This window comes from Streptomyces sp. LS1784 (assembly GCF_020103755.1).
Classification (GTDB): Bacteria; Actinomycetota; Actinomycetes; order Streptomycetales; family Streptomycetaceae; genus Kitasatospora.
On record NZ_JAHSQD010001120.1, the window covers coordinates 1 to 1,081 of the forward strand.

Below are 1,081 nucleotides of genomic sequence, written 5' to 3' on the forward strand. Positions count from 1 at the left end.
GGCGGGCCCGGCGCGAACGGCTCCCCGACCCCGGTGACGGCCTCCGCCCCGCGCAAGCTGTCCGGCCGGCGCCGCCGGGAGACCGTCGCGGTGCTGATCTTCGGCGGCGCCCCGATCTTCGAGAGCTCCATCCCGCTCTCCGTCTTCGGCGTGGACCGCCAGGACGCCGGGGTACCCCGCTACCGCCTGCTGGTCTGCGCCGGGGAGGAGGGCCCGCTGGCCACCACCGGCGGCCTGACCCTCTCCGCGCCGTACGGCCTGGAGGCTCTCGCCCGGGCCGGCACGATCGTCGTACCGGCCTGGCGCTCGATCTCCCAGCCCCCGCCGGTCGAGGCGATCACCGCCCTGCGGAAGGCCCATCACGAGGGCGCCCGGATCATCGGGCTCTGCACCGGCGCCTTCGTGCTGGCCGCCGCCGGTCTGCTCGACGGCCGCCCGGCGACCACCCACTGGATGTACGCGCCGACACTGGCCAAGCGCTACCCGCGGGTCCACGTCGATCCGCGCGAGCTGTTCGTCGACGACGGCGACGTGCTCACCTCGGCCGGTACCGCCGCCGGCATCGACCTGTGCCTGCACGTGGTGCGCAGCGACCACGGCGCCGAAGCGGCCAACGCTCTGGCCCGCCGTCTGGTGGTGCCGAGCCGCCGCGGCGGCGGAGGACAGGCCCAGTACATCGATCAGTCTTTACCGGAGGAGATCGGCAACGACCCGCTGGCCGAGGTGGTCACCTGGGCGCTGGAGAACCTCAACCAGCAGTTCGACGTCGAGGTGCTGGCGGCTCGCGCGTACATGAGCCGGCGCACCTTCGACCGGCGGTTCCGCACGCTCACCGGCAGCGCTCCGTTGCAGTGGCTGATCACCCAGCGGGTGCTTCAGGCACAGCGGCTGCTGGAGACCTCGGAACTGTCGGTGGACGATGTCGCGCGCCGTTGCGGGTTCCGTTCGCCGGTGGCGCTGCGCGGGCACTTCCGCCGCCAGCTCGGAGTCTCCCCGGCCGCGTACCGGACCAGCTACCGGGCCCGCCGGCCCGGCCAGCAGCCGCCCGCGCCGGCTGGAGGGCTCGGCGACCTGCGGCTGT

The 1,081-nt window shown here is 74.2% G+C and carries 1 protein-coding gene; it reads left to right on the forward strand.

Annotation, left to right across the window (positions count from 1 at the left end):
- Positions 1-33: 33 nt before the first annotated feature.
- Positions 34-1,081: helix-turn-helix domain-containing protein (locus KS423_RS46055; protein WP_224285597.1), on the forward strand; the 1,048-nt coding region annotated here is incomplete at its 3' end.